Origin of the sequence: Pseudomonas sp. Pseusp97 (assembly GCF_047304025.1) — a bacterium.
GTDB lineage: Bacteria > Pseudomonadota > Gammaproteobacteria > Pseudomonadales > Pseudomonadaceae > Pseudomonas.
Map to the genome: position 1 here is coordinate 1 of NZ_JBGLYK010000411.1, position 1,976 is coordinate 1,976.

At 68.8% G+C, this 1,976-nt stretch carries 1 protein-coding gene; it reads right to left on the reverse strand.

Annotated features, from left to right (window positions below; all coding sequences use genetic code 11):
• Positions 1-144: 144 nt before the first annotated feature.
• Positions 145-1,976, reverse strand: a 1,832-nt coding sequence (locus ACCC94_RS29485; RefSeq protein WP_413353125.1) for a penicillin acylase family protein, incomplete at its 5' end; no start/stop codon positions are given.

Here is a 1,976-nt window from a genome sequence, read left to right on the forward strand (position 1 = left end):
GGGGGGGGTGGGGGGGGTCCCCGGGCCCCCCCCCCCGTGCCGCCGGGCGTGGCCCCCCAACCGTCCCCCCGGGGCTCCGCTTTGTGGGGGGGCGCCCCCCACCCCCCGCTCCTACGAAAAGCATGCCCGCCGTGAATGCACGCGTTACTGCTCGCGCAACTCCATCACCTTCAGCTCCGGATCGGCCTTGATCTGCTCGTTGGTGAACGGCAGCTCCGGCCATTGCTGGCGCGCGAACAGCTCGGTCTGGTCACGGTGATGCGGCGAACCGGGTTCACTGGATTGCGAAAACGCCAGCAGCCCGCGCGCCTTCGGCCCGTCGGCGGTGAAGTCCACCAGTTGGATATAGCTACTGCCGCTGAGCACCCGGTAGTGATCGCCCTGCCACTCCGAGGTGATGGCGTTGTACACGCCCTCGTTGCCCGTGCCGCCGGGGATGCCGAGCGGGTTGGCAACATCGCCGGTCAGCTGCAGCTCGCCCCACTTCTCGTCTCCGCGAATCTTGCGCCCGTCGATCTCCTGCGCGGCGGCCAGCAATGCCTGCTGCGCCTGCTGACGAACATCCGGCTTGTCCAGGGCGATGCCCGAAGGCGTGGCCAGCGGCAACTTGGGATCGAAGGGCAGGCGCCAGCCGCCGTCGATCTTCAGGAAGCGCGCGACAAAGGCCTGGAAGTAGGCGAAGCCCGGATTGCTGTCGAGGTTGACGTGGCGGTCCCACGAACCCAGCGCGGCACAGGCCGCCTCGGTGCCCGCCGGGGCCGGCTTGCACAGTTGCAGCAGGTCGTCGAGGAGCATGTCGGCCAGGTAGACGCGGTTGTCGGTGACCATTTTCTGCAGGTCGTCGGGGCCGATCCTGTCCTCGCCTTTCAGGCGTTCGAGGGCGAAGCGCGCGCGGGCGCTGACCGGCACCGAATCGCGGCTCACCAGTGGCGAGAAGCCGGTCAGCGGCTGCGCGGGATTGCTCAGCCAGGCGCTGTCGTTGGAGTTCTGCACGAAGTCCTCGCGTTCCAGCGCCGGCATCTGCTCAGGCGGCGTCAGCCCTGCATGGCGAGTGCCGGGCGCGCTCGACCAGTTGCAGGCGCGGCGTCCTCCCTGCAATACCGGCAGGCCCTGCTTCTGGAACTCGGCGATGGCACAGTCGGCCAACTGCTGCTGGCTCAGGTAGGGCACCACCGACTGGTTCAGGTAGAGCACCTTGCCCTCGGGATTGGTGGCCAGGGTGTTGACCCAGGGAATGCCCTGCACCCGCTCGATGCTGCCCCGCAGCTCGTCCAGGCTGCGCGCGTGATCGATGGCGTACCACTCCTGCAGTACGCGGTCGTTACCCAGGTTGGCGTCGCGCAGCGCGAAGGCTTCGCTGGCGTTCCAGGGGAATTTGCCGGGTACGCTGAGCAGCGGGCCGTACTCGGACTCGTACAGCGTATGGCTGCGCGTCCCCACGCGACCGTTGGGCTCCAGCACGCGAACGCGCAGGGTGACTTCCTTCAGTGGCCGCGACTGGCCATCGACGCGGTAGCTGCGCGGGTCCTGCGGATCGAGGTCGAGGCGGTACAGGGTGAAGTGGCTGGAGGTGTCCACCGTGTGGCTCCAGGCCACGTCCTTGCTGAAGCCGATGTTCACCAGCGGCATGCCCGGCAGGGAGGCGCCCATCACGTCTAGCTGGCCGGGAATGGTCAGGTGCATCTGGTAGAAGCGCAATGCGCCGAACCACGGGAAATGCGGGTTGGCCAGCAGCAGGCCGTTGCCGTCCGCCGAGCGCTCGCTACCCACGGCGACGGCGTTGCTGCCGTGGTCCTGATGGAAGTTCTCGCGGCGCTCCATCGCCGCCAGCACCTCTCCGTCACTGACTACCGAGGCGCTCGCCTGCCCCGGCGGCGTGGCCGCCATCATCGCCTCGGCGAACTGCCCGGCGCCGGCTTGCACCAGCAGACGGCGGGTCAGGCGCAGCAGGTCGTCGGCCTCCAGCGGGCGCAGCC